Genomic DNA, 18,098 nt, shown 5'->3' with positions numbered 1-18,098 from the left:
GCAAGAATAGAATAACTATTCTCGCCTCTTTGTCAGATTCAGTTATATTACTGCTGCTTATTGTTTAGTAACTTAACCGTATCTTTTCCAATTGCCTCAGCTGAAATTACCCCTCGGAATCTTGTCCATAAATCACGGTCTACTACAAACACTTTATCATTTTTAACAGCTTTTAAATTTTCCCAAAGAGGATTTGTTTTCCATTCATCCGTTACAAGTTTGCCTTCATTATTTGCTAGGATTAAAATATCTGGATTAATGTCTGACAACTGTTCTAAATTCATTTCAGCATATGCTTCTTTGTTCTGCACAGCGTTCTTCAACCCTAGCTTTTCAAGAAACTCTCCGTCATAAGAAGAAGACGTATGCGCTTGGAAAGAAGTATCTCTCACAACTGCTGGTAAGACTGTCTGACCACTTTCTTCTTTTAACTCATTTTTTAATTTTGAAATCGTTTCTTCATGCTCATTTAATCGCTGCTCTGCTTTTTTTTCTTTTCCTACTGCTTTTGCAATTGTTTTAAATGAGTCTATATTTTCTTCATATGTAGATTCACGACTTTTTAATTCGATTGTAGGTGCAATTTTGTTTAATTCTTTATAAATTGCTTTATGACGCTGCACATCGGCGATGATTAAGTCCGGCTGCAGGGAACTAATTACTTCTAAATTCGGCTGTTGACGTGTTCCTACTGAAGTATAGTCAATCTTTCCACCTACAAGTTTTTTAATCATATCTTTTTTGTTGTCGTCTGCAATCCCTATTGGCTTCATTCCTAAACCTTGCAGAGCATCCACAAAGGATAGTTCAAGAACAACTACTTTTTTAGGATTTTTAGGAACTTTCGTTTTTCCAAGCTCATGCTGAACAGACATCTTTTGGTTATTATCTGAATTTTCTTTTGAAGAATTTTGATTTGACCCGCATCCTGCTAGAACAAATAAAATAGCAACAATAGTAGCTATACTGAGAAGTCTAATCTTTTTAACTTGCTTCATTTTAATGCTTCCTCCTATGTATATACTCTTGATGACGCTGATAATCATTATCATCAATGTTATCTGTTAATTCAAGATGAGTCAATAGTTTTCTCATAATACGGGACATATTTTGAATAAATAACAAAAAAATCCTTTCACTTCTTTTTGAAAAAGCTTTATTCCCTTCCCTTTTTACGATACACTATGTATAAGTTGACCAAATACAACTTTATTGCACTAATACATTTTAGATAAACTTAATTTTGGAGTGAAAATAATGAATTCGTCTCTATTACAAATGAATACTATATTTATTAGTATTCTTATTGAAGCTCTTCCTTTTGTATTATTAGGCGTGATCATTTCAGGAATTATTCAAATTTTTGTAACGGATGAAATGATGGCTCGAGTTATTCCTCAAAATAAAATAGGTGCTGTCCTATTAGCTAGTGTGATTGGAGCTCTTTTTCCAGCCTGTGAATGTGGAATTGTTCCTATTACTAGGCGCTTAATGGCAAAAGGGGTTCCCCTTTATGCTGCCATTCCTTTTATGTTAACAGGCCCTATTATTAATCCTGTTGTTTTATTTTCTACCTTTGTAGCTTTCGGAAATGATTGGAAAATAGTATTTTATCGGGCAGGAGTAGCTTTTATTGTTTCCTTACTTGTAGGTCTTATTTTAAGTGTTCAATTCAAAGCACCTCAGACAAAACGTGAGGTTCATTTGCATACTTCCCCCAAGAAAATGAGTGAGAAAGTTTCACAATCGATTCGTCATACTATTGATGAGTTTTTTTCTGTTGGGAAATTTTTAATTATTGGTGGATTAATTGCCGCCGGCATGCAAACGTTCGTGAAGACCTCTACTTTACTTTCATTGGGACAAGGAAATGTTTCATCAAATGCGGTAATGATGGGACTTGCCTATGTATTATCGCTTTGTTCCTCTGCAGATGCGTTTATCGCTTCCTCGTTTCGCAGTACGTTTACAGATAGTGCTATTGTTTCATTCTTGGTATTCGGTCCAATGTTTGATATCAAGAATACGCTGATGATGCTAAGCCAGTTTAAGACTAAATTTGTCTTTACGCTTTTGGCGTATGTCTTCATTTTAGTACTTATTGTTTCGATTTTAATTGTTCATTAGTAAGGAGGGATTTGGCATGATTCGTATTTTAATTTTAATAGGGTTTACATTCATCTTCATGCACCTTCATGCAACTGGGGATATCTCAAAATATATCAATATGAAATATTCCTGGATTTCATTTTGCACCATCTTTGTCCTTTGGTTCTTGACCATTGCAGAATTAATCTTTTACATGATAGGCCCTAAAAAACATGATGATGATTGTAGCTGTGGATGCGTCCATAATCAGCAAGATGGCAAATGGAAACGAAGAGTATGGTACCCAATTTATATTTTACCAGTACTCACGGTCTTATTTTTACCTGTCGCAACCCTTGATTCTAATATTGTTGAAGCTAAAGGGTTTCATTTTCCTATTTATGACAAAAAGGACCCTTATTCTTCTCATCAATTTTTACAGCCTGACACAAGTTCTTTTTACGGAGAAGAAGCCTATGACAAAATGATTCATCGTGATCTTAAAAAGTTTTCTAAAGGAGAAAATATCAACTTAGAAGACGAGGAATTTTTAAATGCAATGGAGACTATTTACCGATATCCTGGTGAATTCACTGACAAAACCATTTCTTTTAAAGGATTTATGTATCAAACGAAAGAATTAAAAAAGAATCAATATTTTCTCTTTCGCTTTGGTATCATTCATTGTATTGCAGATTCAGGGGTGTTTGGAATGCTTATTGAGTTTCCAGATGATGTTACTTTTAAAAATGATGACTGGGCAACGGTTACAGGAAAAATTAGTACAATGTATTACCAGCCGTTCAAAAAAACCATCCCTGTTGTAAAAGTAACAAAAGTAAAGCGTGAGCAGTCTCCAAAAGACCCTTATGTATATCGAAATAACCAATAATAAAAAGCCGTTCTTTTAAATAAGAACGGCTTTTTACATTAATGAACAAATTCCATTTTTTCTTCGATTTTATGAAATTTCTCATAAAATTCCTGCGCTGAAATCGGTTTGGAGAAATAGTATCCCTGCACTTCATCACATTTTTCTTTATGAAGAAGTTCTACTTGTTCAACTTCTTCTACACCTTCTGCTACGACGGATAGCTGCAAACTTTTGGCTAGTGTAATAATGGCTCTGACAATCGATACTTCCGTTGTATTAGGATCTAAATCTTTAATAAAAGACCGGTCAATTTTCAGCGTATGAATAGGCAGCTTCTGAATATAGCTGAATGAGGAATATCCTGAGCCAAAATCATCAATCGAAATAAATACTCCTGCATCTTTTAAAATTTGTAGCTTTTCGATTGTTTGCTCAACATGCTTCATCGTTACACTTTCCGTAATTTCAAGTTCTAAATATCGTGATTCTAACTCTACTTCACGCAAGACATCTAACACATAATCAACAAAATCTGTTGTACCAAAATCCACGCTTGATATGTTCACACTCATTTTTAAGGGAGGAAGTCCTTTCAGCTGCCAATACTTATTTTGATGGCACGCTTTTTTTAATACCCATTTCGTCAATGTAACAATAACGCCTGTTTCTTCAGCAATCGGAATAAATTCTGCGGGAGAAATAACGCCCATCTCGGCGTGAGTCCACCGGATCAAAGCCTCCACTCCAACAATATGGCCACTTTGAATATTGACTTTCGGCTGATAGTGAAGCTCCATTTCGCCCAGCTCAAAAGCCTTTCGTAAACCATCTTCAATTCTCATTCGTCGCGTAGTATGAACCTGCATTTCTTTTTGATAAAACAGATAATGATTACGCCCTTGTTTTTTGACTTCGTACATCGCTAAATCAGCATGGCAAACTAGCACCTCAAGCGTTTTTCCATCTTTAGGAAATAAACTAACTCCGATGCTTACCCCTAAATAAACATCTCTCGACAGCACTACAAAAGGAGTGGATAAGCAGTCATTTAATGATTTACAGATTTTTCTTACTTCTTCATCCGTCCTATCATGCAGTAAAACTAAAAACTCATCTCCTCCAAAACGCGAAAGAACATCTTGGTTTCTTAGGCAGCTCTTCATTCGATCGACCACCTGAAGCATAAGCTGATCTCCAGCATGATGACCAAGCGTGTCATTTACCTGTTTGAAACGATCGAGGTCTAAGAATAAGAAATGAAGCTTTTTTCCTGAAGCAGCTGCTGAATCAATGGATTTCTCTACAATGTTTGAAAACATACTTCGATTTGGTAAATCTGTTAGCATATCGTGAAAAGCCATATATTGAAGCGATTCTTGAGCTTTTTTCTGCTCCGTTACATCTCTAGTTACTGTCTGAAAAAGCGTCTCTCCATTAATTTGAATGAGCGTAGATTTTACTTCTAAAAAGAGTTCCTTACCTAACGCATTAAACATTTTCAACTGAGCTAATGGAGGTCTTGGCTCATCTTTTCTATCTCTTACTGCCTTCAATCCTTTTTTAATATCAGGAACTTGTTCAGATGAAAAGAAATCATATAACGATTTCCCAACGAGCTGGTCTTCCGTTACTCCTAAAAGCTGAATCATAGCATCATTCACGGACACGACCTCTTCTTCTCGATGGACCATAATTGCCAATGGAGAGGAGTAAAACAAGTTTTCATAACGATTTTTTGCTTCAATCAACGTTTTTTCCGCTTCACGCTCTTGCGTCATATTGCGTATATACAGCATATACTCAACCGTCTCTTCAATCGCTACCGCCATCACCGTTATCTCAACCGTAACTTCTCTATTACTTATCAAAAGGGAGTGCTCAGTCCGTCCGTCTTGTAGAGAAGAAAATTTATAGAAGGGCAGCAGCTTAACAACATCACTCCCGATTACATCTGATGCTTTAAGAGAGAAAAGCGTTTCTGCTGCATAATTGAGCGATAAAACATGTCTTTTTTCATCAATCACCAAAATAGCATCCAGGGCAGATTCAAAAAAAGCCCATTTTAAAACTTCTTGTTTTTGTACGCGTCGATCCATAAAAATGGTTAAAAACACAGCCGTAAATAGGCAGACAACAAAAAAAATAATAACGGCGGATAAATATAGTGGATTTAAAGCAAAACCGTTTGATTGTTCAGGCATTCGCATTCCTGAAAAAGAAGCTGCCTGCATGCCCGTATAGTGCATACCAGCAATAGCAATGCCCATAATAGTAGAACAAATAAGCTTAGCAAAAACGGTAAGCTTCCCTTCATTTAGCTTTGAGTAAAAACCAAGCCACAAAGCTGTATTAGAAGCAGCAACAGCAATAAGAATAGAGAGAAAAACGACAAATGGATCATATGAAATCATAATGGGCTCCATTGCCATCATGCCGGAATAATGCATAAAAACAATTCCAGCTCCCATAAAGCTCCCCGCAATGGTGAGTGCCTTCATGCTTTTCTTTTGTTTGTGAATGAGGTAAAGGCCTATATAACATCCTGTTATCGCTCCCAAGATTGAGAGAAGAACAAACCATAAATTGTATGAAACATCTACGGGCAAGTGAAAAGCAAGCATGGCAATAAAATGCATGGACCAAATGCCTACTCCCAATGTAAATGCCCCGCTGATTAACCAAAACTGAATAAATTTTGCCCGGGAAATTTTCACACGATTAGCTAACCCAAAAGAAGCGTACGCCGCAGTAATAGCGATAAGGAAAGAAAGTGTAACGAGTAACTCATTGTACGTCCCTTCTAGTAAATGTGTATGATGATTCATTCATGACCTTCCTTCAATTCGTTCTTTTCTTTGTTATCGGTTAAGGCCTAAAAATATTTACTATTTCAAAAGAACTTCTGTTGGATTTACTTCTTACTTTTTGAGCGTCCTGACAATATCGCGCTCACTTTTTCTTTATTGACGGTGTATAAACACGTACAATCATCTGACTTATACGCCTCTTTTAATTGAAACGAGAATTTTTTTAAAAGCGTAATTGAATCTTTATTATTAGGATCGACTTTTGCTTCAATCTCCCGTATATGAAACTCTTCAAAAGCTTTTTCTAGCAAAAGGCAGAGCGCTTCTGTCATGAGGCCTTTTTTCCAAAAAGGTCTGCCTAAATCATACCCAATCTCTGCTTGCTTTTTATCATAATCAATACGGTTTAGACCGCAGGTTCCAATGATCTCATCGGAAGTCTTTAATCGAATAGCATAGCGTGTTGCTTTCCCTTCTTTCGTCAAACTTTGAAGAAGTGCAATCATGCTTTCCGCTTGATAAAGCGTCGTAAAGGGCTCAATATTCATATATCTCGTAACCTCTTCATCCGACCAATATGCAAAAACTTTAGAAGCATCTTTTTCTTGAAGAGGAGATAAATATACCCTCATCTATGTTCTCCCTCCTTTTGATGAATGATGGAGCAAGACATTTTCATCTGCGCCTCTTTCACATCTTAAAAAATCTCACATGGTGCACGGAACATGTGAGATTTGACATTTAACTATTTTTTGATTGTGCATCGCGCAGCTGCGTATATAAACGATTAATTGCTACAGTCATTGACTGTTCATAGGAATGATGATCATAATAAACCGCTATATTTTTTAACATTTCATATGTTTGATGATCAAGCTGCACCTCAAGCGTAATTTTTTCGTCAATTGTTGCTGTTTGCAAATGATGAGGCAAGTCCTCTTTTGTAGACACTTGCTCTGCAATATGAATTGCTTCTTCTACTGTTTCAATTCGGCCGTACTGATGCACCCATCTTCTGCCCATTTCAATCGTATCTTTTACAAACTGACGATTGGTAATGGTATCTTTAATATTAAATTGATGATCCGCCACATATACAGATTGATACAAGATTACACTGATCACTTCGTCTTTTAAATTTAATTTTCTCAGCTCATCAATTAAATCCGCTATATATTTAGGTAAAGGACTAAATGTCCCTCGCACTTCCTTAATTAAATCCATGGCAATGGATTCAGTTGAATTGCGTTTAAATGCTTTTATAATATCTATCATTACATGTTCGTTTGCCATACATACACCACCATTTATGAATCGAATAATTTCATGCTCCTTGCTAATTGGCATAGACATTCACTATTCGTTTAAAATATATACTATTATTCTATTATATAAAAAATATGAATAAGTTGGTATAGGATGAATGATTTATCATTATTTTTTCATAAAATTTTATGAAAAAGAACATGTTTATCTATTACTAGCACAAATCCAGCACTGCAAACAACGGTCTCGCCAAAATCTGAGAAGACAAGCATTTATTATTAGTACATGTGAGTTTTTCTTTGATGGAAGACATTAAATAAAAAGAGACCAAACTACCCCCGCTTATTGAAATGGTCAAAAGATTTTTAGATGTTAGATGACAGAAGGTATCCAATATCAGTAATCAATCTCCTTCCCTGTTCATTGTCACTTAGTCCATCTATCAAAACAACGGCATAATACGTTTCGTTACCTCGCATGAGAATAGCACTATCATGTTCCGCTCCCTGTAGTTCTCCAGTCTTATTCGCAGCTTGAAACGCTGATCCTATACGTGCTGGAAGCTTATGCCGAAACTGCTGCATTTCTAGCATTCTCATTATTTTTTCGCAACTAGATTTTCGCAAAAAGTTTCCTTCACATATTTCCTTTAGGCACTTTACTACGTCAGAGGCACACGTATAATTATCACTCCCTTGTTTAACAGCTGTTTCGTCCATCATATAGCGGTTTAAAACGGTTTTCTTTAATCCTAGATTTTTAGCACATTCGTTAATTTTTTCAAATCCTACTAAAGAAATGAGCTCATTTGTAGCTGTGTTGTCAGAAACCATTATCATAAGGGCAAGCAGCTCTTCCACTTTAATATGTGTTAACCGCGGAAGAGCTCTAAGTACACCTGCTCCGCCAACCGTGTTTTTTTCCATTCTTTGAATGACAGATGTTAAAGCCAAGATGCCCTCATCAATTTGACGAAACGCTTCTATTGCAAGCAGCAGCTTGATTGTACTTGCTGCTCGTTGTTGGATAAAAGAATTAATCTGTATGGATTCTTTCCCTTCAATATGAATCCGTATAAGTCCATTATTACTCCGTTTCCATTTCGTAACTGCATCTTCTATTTTCACTCTTGCTTTTTCCATCATTTTGTCGCAGCTGTTTCAATATAGTTGGTACTCATTATCTTTTGATTGTATAAGTGGCAGGCCACAAAATGATTTTCTTCAACTTCCTGCCACTCTGGTTTTTGAGTCTTACAGGCTGCTACTGCAAGAGGACAGCGTGTATTAAACACGCAGCCAGAGGGAGGGTTAATGGGGCTTGGCAATTCTCCTTTAAGAACAATTCGCTTCCGATTATCCTCAACGTCAGGATCAGGAATAGGAATAGCTGACAGTAGAGCTTGAGTGTATGGGTGAAGCGGTTTTTGATACAGCTCCGAACTTGTTGTTAATTCTACTAAATGCCCTAAATACATAACTCCAATACGACTGCTTATATGCTTTACCATCGACAAGTCATGTGCAATAAATAAATAAGTTAACCCTTTTTCTTTTTGGAGTTTTTTTAATAAATTAACTACTTGAGCCTGTACAGATACATCTAAAGCAGAAATAGGTTCGTCTGCAATAATGCATTCTGGATTTAACGCTAAAGCTCTCGCAATCCCTATGCGCTGGCGCTGCCCGCCGCTGAACTCATGAGGATAGCGGTTGGCATGATCACGATTTAGCCCCACATCTTCTAGCAGCTCATACACCCGGTTCAGCATTTCTTTTTTATTGGAATAAAGTCCGTGAACCTCCATTGGTTCTAAGATAATCTCCTTTACGGTAGAACGAGGATTCAGTGAAGCATATGGATCTTGAAAAATCATTTGCATATTACGATGAAAAGCAAATTTCTCTTTCTCTGATAGCTCATGCACGTTTTTCCCTTTATAAAGCACCTCTCCTGATGTACGGTTATACAATCCAATGATTGTTCGCCCGGCAGTGGATTTTCCGCAGCCGGATTCACCAACAAGCCCAAAGGTTTCTCCTTTTGAAATATAAAAAGACACGCCGTCTACTGCTTTCAAAACCTGCTTGTTCGTAATTGAAAAATATTTGCTCAGCTGCTTTACTTCTAACAAATGCTTCGCTGTCATAACTGCCACCTCCTAATAATAGCGCCGGGCTGCGCACAGCTCTTCTTCATAAAGCGTTCCTTTTAATTCAATCAGTTCGACGGTTTTACCCGTTTTAGGTGAATGAAGCATTTTTCCTTTGCCATAACAAATACCAACATGGTGGATAGACCCCTTCCCTTTTTCATAAGCGAAAAACAATAAATCTCCGGGTTGAATAGAGTCTAATCCTACTTCTTTGCCTTTCCTTGCTTGATCGGTGGCATCTCTTGGAATAAGATAGCCGTTTGCTTGATGAGTAGCATAGGCAAACCCGGAACAATCATATCCCCAAGCACTCATGCCCCCCCATAAATATGGAAGATTCAAAAACTGTTCTCCTGCTGCAATAATCATATCTCCAGTTCCTTTTGTTGTTTTACGGTTTCTATCCTCTATTACAACAGCATCTTGACGTTTTATTCTCCCAGTGCCAACCGGTGTTTGAACCTCTAGCCATTCTTTATCTTCTTTTAAAAGAGGCAGCTGCGTTTGATAACTAATTTGCAAGGTTTCTTCCGCTAGCTGCAGTGTCGCAATCGCTGCTGATACCACTGCCGTTGGTTTATTCAATGGAGAATATTCAGCTTGGGAAATCAGTTGGTGGAAAGGAACCCACCCGGGATATCCTCTTTCATCTTTAGAAGAAAACTGAGAAGGAATAACGATTTTTGCCCATTTACCTTTCAGTTCCGTTACATATACTTCTTCTCCTAGTAACAGCTGCGTTTGAACTAAATTTTTCTCACAAAGCTCCAACCGACGTGTATACGTTAATTGCTCCAGCCATTTATCTAGTTTTACTGGGACACTTGTTGCATTGTCATCTATTTCTCTGCAAGAGTCACAGGAAGTCCACACAGTCGCCACAGCTACACAAACGTAATACGCTTTTTTATCCATCACTTATTTCTCCTCCCTGCAGGTTTAACCTTCAGCGTTCGACTTTATCTTTTGGTAATGTAATACCGGATTCAAATTCCACCATTCGTTCATAAGTCGACATCGTGGCATAACTTCCAATTCCCACAGCTGTTTGAGGCGAGCAATGCCCGATGCGAAACCCTCTCATAACAGGCTTTTTTAAAGAAGTCAGGTAACTTGTTAATGCCTCTTCTAATGAAAGCGACTCTGTACGTTTTTTAGGATAGCAGTTATGGAAATCTCCGATAAGAATTCCCGCTGCATCCTGCAGTTTATTGGCCATATACAGCTGTGTCATCATGCGGTCAATTTCATACGGCTCTTCGTCAATATCTTCAATAAATAAAATTTTATTTTTCGTATCTAGTTCAAATGGAGTGCCAAGCGTGCTCACGAGCAAAGTCAGATTTCCTCCTATCAGCTGACCAGTTGCTTCTCCTTCACAAATAGTGTCGAGCGGGCTAATTTGATCCGTATAGTAAAAAGAACGGTGAGAAAATAATTGATAAAAAGCTTGCTTCGTCTCTATATGAACATCTTCTTTTCCGATATCCGACGAAAGCATTGGCCCGTGAAAGGTAACCAAACCTGTGCGCTGATGAATAGCGGTATGTAAAAACGTAATATCGCTATATCCCCAAAAAATCTTTGGGTTTTGCTTAATTAAATTGTAGTTTAATTGCGAGGCAAGCCTAGCAGTCCCGTACCCTCCGCATGCACAGATAATTGCCTTTACTTCCTTATTGGCAAACATCGCATGTATATCGGCTGCTCGCTGTTCATCAGTCCCTGCCAAGTACCCGTTTTTTTTATATAAATGCGCACCCGTTACTACGTTTAATCCTATTTCCTTCAAATATTCTAGTCCTTTTTTTAGATTGTGCTGATTAGGCGGACTAGCAGGTGCAATAACAGCTACTGTATCACCTTTTTTTAATCGTTTTGGTTTGATCATTTGCTACACTCCTTTTGTGTAAAGAAATGAAGAAAGTGAAACTTGGGTCAGAAGGGAATTGAAATCCCCTCTGACGAAAAGTTCCACTTTACTGTTTATCTGCCCACTTCAAATCTAAATAGCCAACAGGATGACGAACAATTCCAGATACGTTATCTTTTATTAAAAACACATAGTTGTAGAAATGAATAGGAATGATCGGCATCTCATCAAATAAAATACCTTCCGCTTTATACATAAGCTCAAAACGTTTTTTATTATCCGTTTCGTTCATAGCTTGTTTAATTAACTTATCATATTCTTTATTGCTCCAAGCTGTACGGTTCATTGAATGACCCGTCTGGAAGCTCTCTAAAAAGTTGATTGGATCTGCATAATCAGCTAAAAACGAACTTCGTGACAGCTGAAACTTTAACGCTTTTTGTTCTTCTTGGAAAACATTCCATTCCATATTGGCAAGCTTCACATCTACACCTAGATTTTCTTTGAACATTTGCTGAAGTGCTTCTGCTATTTTTTTATGTGTATCGTCTGTACTGTATGTTAGCGTAATAGCTGGCAGCTTTTTATATCCTTCTTCTTTCATTCCTTTTTTCAGAAGTGCTTTTGCTTCTTTGCCATCTGTTTTTAGTAAGTCACCGCCCGTTTTACGGAAATCCTTTCCATCTGCATCTTTAAATCCGTATGATACAAACCCGCGAGCTGGTTTTTCTTTATTTTTTGTAACAAAATTAACAATTTGATCTTGATCTACAGCCATTGCGAATGCTTTACGGATATTTTTGTTTTGAAAGGGCTCTTTATCTAAGTTAAAGCGATAGAAGTAAGTTCCCGCTTGGTCTTCGATATGAACATCTCCATCTTTCAGCAGCTTTTCACTTAAATCCGATGGAATTTCAGAAACATCTAGTTCTCCATTTTGATACATTTGGTATTCTGTGTTTGTATTTTCAACAATTGCCCATTTTACCTTATCGAGCTTTACATTTTTAGCATCCCAGTACTGATCGTTTCTTTCCATTACTAGATTACTGTTATGCTTCCATTGAGTTAATTTGAAAGGACCATTAGCAACAAACGAATCTGCTTCTGCAAACCATTTCGGATTTTTTGTTGCTACTTTTTCATTAATTGGAAAAAACGCTGGATTGGAAACTACGCTTAAGAAATAGGCTTGCGGACTTTTAAGCGTAACTTCAAAAGTTTTGTCATCTAGCGCTTTGACTCCTACTTGATCAGCACTGCCTTTACCCGTATTAAATTCTTCTCCACCTTGAATAAAATAACCTAAAAACGCCGCTGGAGAACCAGTCTTAGGATCTAACAGCCTCTTCCAAGCAAACACAAAATCACTTGCTTTTACGTCATCTCCATTTGACCATTTAGCATCTTTTCGCAAATGAAATGTATAGACTTTTTTATCGTCAGAAATATCCCATTTCTCGGCCATTGCTCCTTCAGGCTCATCGCTTTTTCCTAAACGAGTCAGCCCCTCCATTAAGTTATTAAGCATATTCCATGAATATGAATCAAACCCAATAGGCGGATCAAAAGACGTAGGTTCTGCGCCATTATTCATATAAAGGACCTTACCGTCTTCTTTTGCTGTACTGCTTTTCTTTTCTGGCTCCGCGCCTGAATCTTTTGTGGCCGTACAGGCAGCAAGTGCAAATATAAGTACACACATCATTAGTAAAGACCCTATTTTTTTCATCATTTTCCCCTCTTTCATAAGTTCGCTATTCATCTATAAATCTAGCTTATAGTTGTTACAAATTTTTGGGCTCTCTCATCTTGAAGCCAGCAGTGCACTTGGTGACTTTCTTTCAGCTTTGTCGACGTAGGATACATGCGATCACACACTTCCATTACGTAAGGACAGCGAGGTGCGAACGAACATCCAGATGGAGGTGCAAATAAATCGGGAGGTGAGCCTGCAATAGGCACAAGCTCACTTTCGTATAGATCTAACCGAGGAACTGAACGCAGCAATCCTTTTGTATACGGATGCTGCGGCGTATAAAAGATGTCTCTTCTTGTTCCAATTTCTACAATCTTTCCTGCATACATTACGGCAACACGGTCAGCTACCTGAGCAACTACACCTAAATCATGGGTAATTAAAACAATGGAGACATCCGTTTTCTGCTGAATATCCTTAAATAATTCTAAAATCTGCGCCTGTATCGTGACGTCAAGGGCTGTGGTAGGTTCATCAGCAATTAGCACTTCGGGGTTGCATACAAGAGCCATTGCAATGACAATACGCTGTCTCATTCCCCCGCTAAATTCATGAGGATATTGCTTTAGGCGTTCTTTAGGATTTGGAATTCCGACTAGCTCCAGCATTTCAAATGCTTTTTCTTTGGCTTTTTCTTTTGAGATGTTTTCATGTTGCATAATATTTTCTGCAATTTGCTCACCTACGCGAAGAGTTGGATTAAGCGCAGTCATAGGATCCTGAAAAATCATCGAAATATCAGCGCCTCGAATGTCTCGCATTTTCTTTTCTGATAGTTTTGTTAAATCCTGGCCTTTAAATAAAATAGAGCCGCTTGTGATCCTGCCCGGAGGTGTTGGAATTAACCTCATGATACTTTGAGATGTTACGCTTTTTCCGCAACCTGACTCTCCTACAATCGCTAGGGTTTCTCCTTTATGTAAATCAAAACTAACGCCTCTTACAGCTTGAACTTGCCCTCCGTAAGTTGAAAACTGTACGTGTAAGTTTTTGATTCGGATTATTTTTTCCATTTGCTTACCTCCTTAATTTCGGATCAAGTGCATCTTGCAGTCCGTCTCCAAGGACATTAAAAGCAAACATGGTAAGAGAAATAAAAAACGCGGGAAAAAACAAACGCCACCAATAGCCTGATAGAATCGTTGATAAACCATCGTTTGCCATTACTCCCCAGCTCGCATAAGGAGCCTGTACACCCAGCCCTAAAAAGCTTAAAAAAGCTTCAGCAAAAATGGCAGTTGGCACGGTTAGTGTCATTTGAACGATAATCGGTCCCATCGTATTTGGAAGCAGGTTCCGCTTAATGATACGGCTAGTTTTTGTTCCAAACGTTTTGGATGCAAGCACGTACTCATAGTTTTTTATTTGCAATACTTGCCCCCGTACAATTCTCGCCATCCCGATCCAACCTGTAACGGAAAGTGCCACAATAATCGTAGAAAGCCCGGGTCCCATGACTACCATTAGTAAAATTACCACTAATAAATAAGGAAGACCGTATAAAATTTCAATTACGCGCATCATGACATTATCTGTTTTTCCTCCTTTATAGCCTGAGAAGCCCCCGTAAATGACACCGATGATAAAATCAATAAGCGCTGCCATCAGCCCTACAAATAAGGAGATTCTAGCCCCGTACCATGTCCGAGTGTACATATCTCTGCCTAAGTCATCCGTTCCAAACCAATGACTAGCTGAAGGAGGAAGGTTTTGCTCTGTAAAAGAGGCTTTCGTTACGCTGTAGGGTGAAAACATAGGACCGAATATAGCCATCACAACGAGGATGACTAAAAAAAAGAGACCCAGCATGGCCAACTTGTTTTTTACAAGCCTGCGCCATGCATCATGCCAATAAGAAAGACTCGGCCTTACAACTGCTTCGGCTTCAGATTTCTTTTTTTTCTTTGGCGTAAACCACTCATCAGGAATTTGCTTATACTCCTGTTTTTCCAGCACGTTATCCCTCCTTCTTATACAGTTTGATTCGTGGATCAAGTATTCCGTAAGCAATGTCTACTAAAAAAAGCATAATGATGAGAATCGAACTGTAAAAGACCGTAGTGCCCATAATTACGGGGTAGTCTCTCGTATTAATACTGTCCACAAAATATTTCCCCATGCCAGGAATAGCAAAGACTTGTTCAATAACAAATGTGCCAGTTAATACGCTGGCTGCAATCGTTCCAAGAACTGTTATAACAGGCATTAAAGCATTTCTAAGCGCGTGTTTAAATACAATTTTCATTGGCGAAAGCCCTTTTGCACGCGCTGTTCGAATATAATCTTGAGTCAGTACTTCTATCATGCTTGAGCGAGTCAAACGTGCAATAATAGCCATAGGACCTGTGGCAAGAGCTAGAGTCGGAAGAATCATATGTAAAGGGCTCGTCCACGTAGCAGCGGGTAAAATTTTTAAATTGACAGAAAGCTGTTGAATTAACAAGGTGGCCATAACAAAATTTGGAACCGACAATCCGATAACTGCTATGCTCATCGCAATGTAATCAATTATTCCGTTTCTTCTAAGAGCAGCGATAATGCCTAGTGTAATACCGGAAATCACCGCAAGAATTAACGTCACCATTCCAAGTTCAAATGACACGGGAAACCCTCTTCCTAAAAGGTCGTTAACCGTTTGAGACGGCTGTTTAATAGAAGGACCAAAGTCAAAGGTAACAATGGATTTCAAATAAAGAACATATTGCACAACCAGCGGCTCATCTAAGTGATAAAATGATTCCAGGTTTTTTTGAACTGCATCGCTTGTCGCTCGTTCTTCATTAAATGGAGATCCAGGAATCGAATGCATTAAAAAGAAGGTTAAGGTCACAATTACCCACAGCGTAACAAGCATGGATAAAAATCGCTTTAAAATATAACTTTTCACCTTTATCCCACCTTCTAACAGAATGTTGTGCGCGTAGCTAATTCAGTCATAACAAGCATGGCCTGATAAGCTTCTAAAATATCTTTTGCTTGAAACCGAACGGTCGTCGTTCCAGGTTCAATTTCTGTGCCCGGCATTAAATGCGCCCACTCTGCTTGACCATAATTTGCAAATTCTATTCGTAAGGTTGGGTGTTTAGGTGGAATTAAAGGTTTAACAAGGTGTTTGTGCTGAATAGCTGCGGCTGTTTTTTCTTGAAGTAATTGTTCTGCTTTCTTAGGGGTTAATGTTTTGGCTGCAGAACGTGAAATGGCCTGTTTGACGATAGCAGTCGTCACGTTTGGAATAAGCTGCTGTGCTTCCAGCGCCGTTTGGTCATCACCAGCTACCATTAAAACTGGCACGCCGTAATAGCCTGCGACGTATGCGTTGAAGCCTAACTCTCCAATATTCATATCGTCTATGTACATATTGCGAGCACCAAATATCATTGAATGAGACATGACACCAGGCATGGATGCTTTAGCATGATACCCTAGAAATATAGCACCATCAAAAGTCTGATCTAATCCCTGTACCATTGAATATGGTTTTACGCTTCCTGAAATAAGCTGAGTTTCTGGATGAAGCCGTTCAACAAGGAGATTATTCATACTCGAATGACTGTCATTTACCACAACTTCTGAGCACTTTTCTCTAAACCCTGCATAAATGACTGCATTCGCTTCATCCGTCATTATTTTGCGGCTTCTTTCATAATTCTCTTTCTCTCGCAGAACATTTGTGTGATCGACGAGTCCTGTAATTCCTTCCATATCAACCGACAGGTATAGTTTCATTTGTCTTATCCCTCCTCCTTCCTTGACTGTTAGTCAGTTCATTATAAATTATTCTTATGTTTATAATTTATAATTGTAAGAAAATTATAAATTATCTTTCTTCTTTTTACAACAATATATTGAATCTTTTGACATTTTACTCGTCATCCTTTTAACAAGATATCGCTTACAAATTGGAAATCCCATGGTAAAATAATAGAGCAACCTGTTGGTTCATTCAGCCGCTCGTCGGCATTAATTGAGGTGTTAAGAATGTTTCGAGTTTCCATTGCTTCGCTACAATGGTTTTTATTTATGATTTCTAATAGTATGATTGTTCCTATTGTAATTGCTTCTCAGTTTCATTTAAACGCAGCAGATTCTATTCAATTTTTACAGCGAACGTTATTTATTTTGGCTTTATCCGGGCTCTTGCAGGTGTTTATAGGGCATAAATACCCAATCATGGAAGGGCCAGCTGGCGTTTGGTGGGGCGTCTTTTCTCTGTATGCGAGTCTTGGAACCGTTCTGTTTGGTTCTCACTCCGAAACGCTTCGCGTGCTGCAGTTCACCCTTCTTATAAGCGGGATAATTGCTATTTTAATGAGCCTATTTGGTCTCATTGATAAACTAGCAAAATACTTTACTCCAACGGTTACCGGTACATATTTAATTTTATTAGTGACGCAGCTCAGCGGTTCCTTTTTAAAAGGAATGTTTGGCATTACAGAAACGAATTCAGCTATTAAACTTCCAATTGCGCTGACTTCAGCTGCGATTTTGCTGCTGACTTTTTATTTATTATCACACCGGACGTTAAATAAACTCAGCATTATTATTAGTATTGGTGTAGGTTGGGGAGTATTTGCAATGTTAGGGTTAGCTAAACCGATCGAATTTCAGGCGCAGTTATTTTACATACCTAAAGTGTTTGTATTCGGAGCTCCTCGCGTTGAATGGAATATGGTTGTTACTGCTTTTTTTGTAACACTCATTTTAATTACAAACATGCTCGCTTCTATTCGTGTTGTTGAGTCTGTTTATAAACACAAAGGAGAAAAAATTGAAAAAGACAATATTAAACGTTCCGGGATGGTTTCGGGTATAAGCCAGCTGCTTGGAGGATTGTTTTCAGGTGTCGGTGCCGTTCCTATTTCAGGTTCCGGTGGATTTATTTCAGCTACAAATCTTTATAGTCGAGTTCCTTTTATTGTAGCATCGTGTCTTTTGCTTTTTCTGAGTATCTTTACCCCTTTAACGTCCATTATGTCCGCTCTTCCTCCTGCCGTCGGATACGCGGCAATCTTTCCTGTTTTTACAGGTATGATGGCTCTTGGAATTGGAGAATTCAAGCATGCCAAACAGCCCGAAAAAGCAATGAAAAAAGCAGGTATTGCGCTGCTGTCGGGGATAGGGGTTATGTTTTTGCCTTCTCAAGCTTTTTCAACACTTCCTCCTTTAGTTACTACGTTTTTAAGCAACGGATTAGTTCTTGGTACCATTATCATTCTTGCACTGGAAATTTCCAAATCACTTTCGTTGAAAAGACAAGATGCAAAAGAGGGATAAAA

16 protein-coding genes are annotated in these 18,098 nt (G+C 38.2%); 3 read left to right on the top strand and 13 right to left on the bottom strand.

The genetic code is table 11. The annotated features are described in order from the left end of the window. Positions 1-47: 47 nt before the first annotated feature. A complete protein-coding gene (locus LJY09_RS07320) occupies positions 48-998 on the bottom strand; it encodes an ABC transporter substrate-binding protein (protein WP_228307629.1) in 951 nt (316 codons plus the stop codon). Positions 999-1,257: 259 nt separating this feature from the next. On the opposite strand from LJY09_RS07320, the gene LJY09_RS07315 reads away from it, so the two are divergent. Beyond that, entirely contained in the window at positions 1,258-2,127 is an 870-nt protein-coding gene (locus LJY09_RS07315; protein ID WP_028414013.1) for a permease, read from the top strand. A 16-nt stretch (positions 2,128-2,143) separates the two neighbouring features. Next, complete coding sequence (locus LJY09_RS07310) at positions 2,144-2,980, top strand: TIGR03943 family putative permease subunit (protein ID WP_028414014.1); 837 nt, start codon at positions 2,144-2,146, stop codon at positions 2,978-2,980. 38 nt (positions 2,981-3,018) lie between these two features. Here the strand turns inward: LJY09_RS07310 and LJY09_RS07305 are convergent, their stop codons facing one another. The 12 genes from LJY09_RS07305 to LJY09_RS07250 all read right to left on the bottom strand — a co-directional run bounded on the left by LJY09_RS07305 (position 3,019) and on the right by LJY09_RS07250 (position 16,548). Further along, positions 3,019-5,787 (bottom strand): bifunctional diguanylate cyclase/phosphodiesterase, encoded by a 2,769-nt coding sequence (locus LJY09_RS07305; RefSeq protein WP_228307628.1) that lies wholly within the window; start codon positions 5,785-5,787, stop codon positions 3,019-3,021. An 86-nt stretch (positions 5,788-5,873) separates the two neighbouring features. Further along, entirely contained in the window at positions 5,874-6,401 is a 528-nt protein-coding gene (locus LJY09_RS07300) for a GNAT family N-acetyltransferase (protein WP_034266572.1), read from the bottom strand. Positions 6,402-6,510: 109 nt separating this feature from the next. Further along, entirely contained in the window at positions 6,511-7,062 is a 552-nt protein-coding gene (locus LJY09_RS07295; RefSeq protein WP_013056190.1) for a hypothetical protein, read from the bottom strand. Between the two features lie 338 nt (positions 7,063-7,400). Next, entirely contained in the window at positions 7,401-8,162 is a 762-nt protein-coding gene (locus LJY09_RS07290; protein WP_226313280.1) for a serine hydrolase, read from the bottom strand. A 14-nt stretch (positions 8,163-8,176) separates the two neighbouring features. Next, entirely contained in the window at positions 8,177-9,184 is a 1,008-nt protein-coding gene (locus tag LJY09_RS07285; protein WP_108674533.1) for an ABC transporter ATP-binding protein, read from the bottom strand. Positions 9,185-9,196: 12 nt separating this feature from the next. Then, on the bottom strand, positions 9,197-10,105 hold the full coding sequence (locus LJY09_RS07280; RefSeq protein WP_228307627.1) for a C40 family peptidase: 909 nt from the start codon (positions 10,103-10,105) through the stop codon (positions 9,197-9,199). 31 nt (positions 10,106-10,136) lie between these two features. Beyond that, a complete protein-coding gene (locus tag LJY09_RS07275; RefSeq protein WP_034266565.1) occupies positions 10,137-11,081 on the bottom strand; it encodes a S66 peptidase family protein in 945 nt (314 codons plus the stop codon). A gap of 88 nt (positions 11,082-11,169) precedes the next feature. Next, a complete protein-coding gene (locus tag LJY09_RS07270) occupies positions 11,170-12,813 on the bottom strand; it encodes a peptide ABC transporter substrate-binding protein (RefSeq protein ID WP_033578457.1) in 1,644 nt (547 codons plus the stop codon). Positions 12,814-12,836: 23 nt separating this feature from the next. Beyond that, positions 12,837-13,835, bottom strand: a complete 999-nt coding sequence (locus tag LJY09_RS07265) for an ABC transporter ATP-binding protein (RefSeq protein ID WP_228307626.1) — start codon at positions 13,833-13,835, stop codon at positions 12,837-12,839. A gap of 4 nt (positions 13,836-13,839) precedes the next feature. Continuing rightward, on the bottom strand, positions 13,840-14,796 hold the full coding sequence (locus tag LJY09_RS07260) for an ABC transporter permease (RefSeq protein ID WP_176344786.1): 957 nt from the start codon (positions 14,794-14,796) through the stop codon (positions 13,840-13,842). After that, positions 14,780-15,709 (bottom strand): ABC transporter permease, encoded by a 930-nt coding sequence (locus tag LJY09_RS07255; RefSeq protein WP_155010275.1) that lies wholly within the window; start codon positions 15,707-15,709, stop codon positions 14,780-14,782. The genes LJY09_RS07260 and LJY09_RS07255 overlap by 17 nt, the downstream gene beginning before the upstream one ends. A gap of 14 nt (positions 15,710-15,723) precedes the next feature. Continuing rightward, positions 15,724-16,548: a M55 family metallopeptidase gene (locus tag LJY09_RS07250; protein WP_033578456.1), complete on the bottom strand. Its 825-nt coding sequence runs from the start codon at positions 16,546-16,548 to the stop codon at positions 15,724-15,726. Positions 16,549-16,800: 252 nt separating this feature from the next. Here LJY09_RS07250 and LJY09_RS07245 point away from each other — a divergent pair, with 252 nt between their 5' ends. Then, positions 16,801-18,096, top strand: a complete 1,296-nt coding sequence (locus LJY09_RS07245; protein ID WP_108674531.1) for a purine/pyrimidine permease — start codon at positions 16,801-16,803, stop codon at positions 18,094-18,096. Positions 18,097-18,098 lie beyond the last annotated feature (2 nt).

Source organism: Priestia sp. J2 (assembly GCF_020790095.1).
Classification (GTDB): domain Bacteria; phylum Bacillota; class Bacilli; order Bacillales; family Bacillaceae_H; genus Priestia; species Priestia zanthoxyli.
This window is presented reverse-complemented; position numbering and strand designations above follow the sequence as displayed.